The organism is Fodinibius sp., from assembly GCF_041642155.1.
Classification (GTDB): domain Bacteria; phylum Bacteroidota; class Rhodothermia; order Balneolales; family Balneolaceae; genus Fodinibius.
The window spans coordinates 1-5,363 of record NZ_JBEPWZ010000210.1 but is presented as its reverse complement, the minus strand read 5'-3'; the positions used below and the strand labels follow the sequence as shown (position 1 = coordinate 5,363).

General features: G+C 52.1%; 4 protein-coding genes. All 4 read right to left on the bottom strand.

Annotated elements, in window-relative coordinates; translation table 11 throughout:
• Window positions 1-626 (bottom strand): M48 family metalloprotease (locus tag ACESLU_RS11185; RefSeq protein ID WP_372638732.1); only part of this gene is annotated, 626 nt, incomplete at its 3' end.
• Between the two features lie 203 nt (window positions 627-829).
• On the bottom strand, window positions 830-2,740 hold the full coding sequence (locus ACESLU_RS11180) for a DUF2779 domain-containing protein (RefSeq protein ID WP_372638731.1): 1,911 nt from the start codon (window positions 2,738-2,740) through the stop codon (window positions 830-832).
• A gap of 1 nt (window position 2,741) precedes the next feature.
• Window positions 2,742-3,785 carry a UDP-N-acetylmuramate dehydrogenase gene (murB, locus tag ACESLU_RS11175; RefSeq protein ID WP_372638730.1) on the bottom strand — a complete coding sequence of 348 codons (1,044 nt, stop codon included), beginning with the start codon at window positions 3,783-3,785 and terminating at the stop codon, window positions 2,742-2,744.
• A gap of 15 nt (window positions 3,786-3,800) precedes the next feature.
• The gene (locus ACESLU_RS11170; RefSeq protein WP_372638729.1) at window positions 3,801-5,201 is read right to left on the bottom strand and encodes a hemolysin family protein; all 1,401 of its coding nucleotides are present in this window, start codon (window positions 5,199-5,201) and stop codon (window positions 3,801-3,803) included.
• Window positions 5,202-5,363: the final 162 nt, after the last annotated feature.

The following is a 5,363-nucleotide window of genomic DNA, read 5'->3' as shown; positions in this document are numbered from 1 at the left end:
ACGCCCAGCTGATCGGATTCCCGCTCATCCTCGCGGCCATAACTCAAAAACAGGAGCTGTGCGGCCTGGCTTCCCATACTGAGAATCTCCCCGCCGGGGACCCCCAGCAACTCTTGTCCCGCTACCGCACCTCCCAGCAGGGCAATCTGTCCAATCTGTTGTTCAAACGCCCGTTGCGAAGAGTGGCGCGCCGCCACGTGGCCAATTTCATGTCCCAGCACCACGGCTAACTGTGCTTCATTATCCAGGTGTCCCAATAGCCCGCGGGTTACATAGACATAGCCGCCGGGCAGTGCAAAGGCATTGGGCACCGGGCTGTTCAGCACCCGGAAATAAAATTCAGTCTCTTTATACTTTTGCTGGGCATCTTCGCGCCGCATATGGCTTTGGGCAAGCACCCTCTGGCCTATCTCATCAACATATGTTTGCAATTCTTCGTCCTCGTACACGCCGTACTGCTGCTGAATCTGTTTATCAGCCTGGGCTCCCAATTGCTTCTCTTCTTCCCAGCTGTACCCATAAGCCCGATTCTGGCCTGTAATCGGACTTCGCTGCATTACGCAGGCAGCAACCAGCAGTCCCGCCAACATGACTAACAACCCATTTCGTAGCTGTGATAATCTCATAATAGATCCCATTTATAGTTAGAGTGCCTTGCAAAACCGTTGTTTTGGCCAACCTCTACATTTTCACGATTTCAAAACCATCATGTAGTGTGTATCTATACACTGCGGTTTTTAAAAATCGCTGAGGCTTTGATACGGAACAAAACCCCTGGTTTTTTAAAGCCCTCAGTTAAAAACCTTCAGCTATGATAACCAATTCATTACTAATATAATTGATTCAGTGTTTGCTTCCAATGTTGATAAATCATTAACATCGCCAGCGTATCGAGCTCACAATACCGCAGCAGCGATTTCCGATGCGCTGATTTCTCTTTCTTACTCATATTGCCGGCAATAAGTTTCCCGTAAATATACATCGCCTCCGTGCCGCGACGGACCACCTCCGATCCACTCTCCTGTAAAATGGTATAGGGATTCTTGGCCTTTCCGGAGCTGTCGGGCTGCCACCAGATGATATCGTCAAAGTTTTCACTGTTATAGGGTCTGCTGTATGTCTGCGCCAGGTAATCGCTTTTTGTCATCACCGACTGCAGGACATCCTTAATGCTCAGTGAGTTTTCCATCTCGCTGTTATAATAAAAGTTTTTTACGAGCCGGCTGAGATCGGCCAGGTAAGGCGACGGGGGATGGTTCGAGTCATTCCGCCGTATAATCTCTTCGATCCACTGCAACAACCGCGGGCTGTCGGGAATCATCTCCGCTTCATCTCTGAGCTCGCGGCGGATGATCTTGAGTGCATTGCGCTCAAAGTTGGAATACTGCACAATCGTACCTTTGTTGATATGCGGGATTTCCATCAGCCGGCGTATCAATTCATAATTCGGATAACCGTTATCCGGGCTGTCAATCCACTGGTGATGCTGCCAACCGCCGTCTTTCCATAGGGTATGGCACGAAAACTGAAACACCACCAGGTGATAGGGTGGACGCCCCCCGCGCACAGGCACTGCATAATTCCCGGCCTCGAAGTCAAGAAAGTGAATCGGATATTCCCATCGGCGGAGCTCCTTCCGCAAGGGAGCACGCATAATCTCCCCGGGCACCTCCGTCGATGCCGTTTTATGAATCTGCAGGGCTCTGCGCATTGTCTCCGTTATTCGTCCCTCTCCCCCGGCAATCGATGGGACCGAATGGATATCCCCGTTGTCAATATCCCGCTGGTAAAATATTTCCCGATCCATCAACTGCCGGTTGCCCGGTCCCATCAGCTTAAACACATGATCGGGGTCCTCGCCTGCTTCGCCGGGCTCCTTCGGTCCCCAGCACTCCTCGAACCCGCTCCGCGCTCCTTCCGATTGTTGGGTTTCCCCGATATGAAACTCGCAATTCCTGCACTTGTAGCCCACGTCCGGACCCACTTTCTGCTCCCGCAGGTAAATCTCACGCAAGTATTCCAGCGACTGCGAAAAAGTGGGTTTGGGCAAATGTTCTTCCGCAAAGCCCGGGTCGTCCCAGATCCGCCTTACCGGCTCACTGGCGTCCAGCTTTGCCAACAGCTGCTGGTTTGCCTCCGGCACTGCCGGCGGTGTTGTCCCGGGATTCGCAAACGGCTCTAACAGGGCCGGCAACCCATCGGTTTGCGCACAGCCCGATTTGTCCGGGAGCACCAGGAGCGGGAGTACGGAGCAGCCGGGATATGATTTCTTCAGAATATAAAGCTGATAGGCAAAACCGAGCAGGTACTTCCTCCATTTCTTAGGAATATTGCCTTTGTGGTCCACCAACTGGTGTTTCCGGGAGCTAAACGCCTTGGTCTGTACCTGGTAGACGGTCAGCCGCCGCCCGTTCTTCACGACCAGCGGCAATTTCGCCATCATCTGACGATAAGTAAATACGACGTCAAAGAGAACGACTTCATTGGCATCGAAATACTCCCTGGTGCGAGCAGCCGAATCTTCAATGGAGTTTCCATTGACATGTTTTCCCCCCGGATAGATGGAACGGGCCAGCGACTGGAGCAATTCCTTGTTGTAACCCGCATGCCTGAGAAAAGGCAGGGCCGAACGGTCTTCCGGGTAACCACGGGCCTTGTAGAAAAGCTTGGTGGGACATTGAAGTCCCGCTCGGAACAAATGTTTGGTGAAATATGGGGTTGTACCGGAGCCTTCTGCCATGTTAGTCGATGATATTTACCTCCGGGACCAGATCGATGTCGAACTGCTCTCTGACCGAATGCTGAATTTCACGGGCGAGATCCAGTATCTCGTCAGCGGTGGCCCCGCCGTGATTAACAATCACCAGCGCCTGCTGCCGGTAGGTGCCGGTATTTCCAACCACTTTTCCCTTCCAGCCCGTCTCCTCAATCAGCCAGCCGGCCGGGACCTTCGTGGTCTGGTCGTCGATCGGGTAGCCGGGCATCCCGGGAAACGATGCCTTCAGCCGGTCAAATTTTTCGTTGTCAATGACCGGATTTTTAAAAAAGCTGCCGGCATTGCCGAGCGTCTCGGGATTGGGTAGCTTGCTGTTGCGGATATCAATGACCATATCGCTGACATCCCGGATGGTGGGGTGTTCGATATCCCGCTGATCGAGTTCTGACTGAATGGCCCCGTAAGAGGTATTTGGGCGGGGTTGCTTATCCAGCCTTAATACCACCTTGCTGATAACATACTGTCCTTTGAGTGCTCCCTTGAAGATACTGTCGCGATAACCGAACCGGCACTGTTTCCGATCGAAGGAATGGACCTCGGCGGAGCTAATCTCGACGGCTTCCAGCTTCTCAAAGACATCCGCCAGCTCAACCCCGTACGCCCCGATATTCTGAATGGGCGCCGCTCCCACCGTACCCGGAATCAGTGACAAATTCTCGATGCCTCCCCACCCCTGATCGACCGCGTAGCGCACCGTCTGGTGCCAGTTCTCCCCACCCCCTGTCTCAAGCCATACGTGCTCTTCCGTTTCCCTGATCACCCTTTTACTCTTGATCGCCATGTGTAAAACAAGGCCGTCATAATCGCCGGCAAACAGGATATTACTGCCTCCTCCCAGGACTAACAGGTTATCGGACCGGGCCGCCTCCTGCTGCAGGAGTTGCCGCAGCTGGTCAACCGTGCGGACCGAAACAAACGACCGGGCCCGGGCGGCGATGTTCAGGGTATTGAACGGCCGTAATTCGACATCATGCTGGAGCATTTCATCAAGCGAATGAGGTTGTGACATGTAAAAAATTAAATTCTATTGCTTTGATTCTGGAGATTCTTCAGACGGGCGGGAGCGGCTGCCCTGCACTTTGGTGCGCACCTTTCGCACCCGGTTGTTAAGCACCGAATGGATGGTAAATTCGATATCCCGGTAGTACACCCGCTCCCCCACATTCGGAATCCGCTCGGTCAGGTGATACATCAGTCCCCCCAGCGTTTCAAAATCATCCCCTTCGGAGGTCAGCTCACAGCCCAGGATCTCTTCCATATCATCGAGATCGATTTTAGCGTCAAACAGGTATCCTCCGCTGCGAAACCGGGTATAAAGTTTTTCCTCATCATCGTCATATTCATCGGAGATATCCCCCACAATTTCTTCCAGGATATCATCCAGGGTAATCAGTCCCTCCGTGCCACCATACTCATCCACCACGATGGCGATATGCGTCTTCTCCTGCTGAAAATCCCTGAGCAGGTCATCCAGCTTCTTCGTAGCGGGGATAAACAGCGCCTTTCGGGCAATCGTCCGCCAGTTAATGGTTGTGCGTTCAATATCGGCGTTGATATAAGGCAGTACATCCTTGGCATGGATGATGCCAAGGATAGAATCCAGGTCCGATTCATAGATGGGCATGCGCGAGAGCCCCTTCTCCCGGATCAGCGAGAGCACCTCGTCCAGGGAATCATTGGTGGATATGGCAACGATGTTAACCCTCGACGTCATGATCTCGCGGACGCTGATACTGCCAAACTCGATTACATTTTCAATAATTTCCCGCTCATCACTTTTTATAGAACCCTCCCGCTCACTTACTTCTGCCATCGTCATAATATCCCTGGAAGTCATTTTGCTGTTGGGCTTCGGCAGACGTTCTTCGAGATTCAGGGTACTGTTGGCAATGATGCTCGAAAGCGGTTTAAGCACCACAAAAAAAACATAGATAAAACGGCTGATGCGCCGGGCATTCTTCAGCGGTTCGTTGATCGCTATAATTTTAGGCGTAATCTCACTCAGAATAAGGATGGTGAATGTCAGGATAATGATCTCCCAAAAATAAACCCAAAACTGGGAAAAGCCGAAATGGGCCACAATCGAACCCGTGACCACCGCCGCCAGGACCGACGTTATGATGTTGGCAAAAGTATTGCCAATCAGGATCGTCGCCAGCAGCCGGCGGGGATGATTGAGCATGCGGATAATCAGCTGGTCGGAAGATCGCTCCACCTCATTTTCGGGCAGCAGGTTTTCCCGGTTGGTAAGCGAAAAAAAAGCCACTTCCGAACCCGAGAAAAGGGCAGAAAAAACGAGTCCCCCCACAATCAGCAACAGTTGAACAATCAGCCCCGTGGTATCGAAGGCCGAAGACACCTCAACGATATCTTCCGCCTGCGAAATAAAAGCAGAAATAAATAAGAAACTGTTCGGTTCGTCCAATTACCTGCTGCCGCTCATTTTTTATTAAAGCTATGTACTTCACACCTGTGTTGCAAGAATGAAAAGAGCGGCAGGGTGTTCGGCCCTGCCGCTCTTCCGGTTGCATGAACCGATCCCGCTAAAACGGAAGATCATCGTCGATATCATCGAAATTATCGTTCA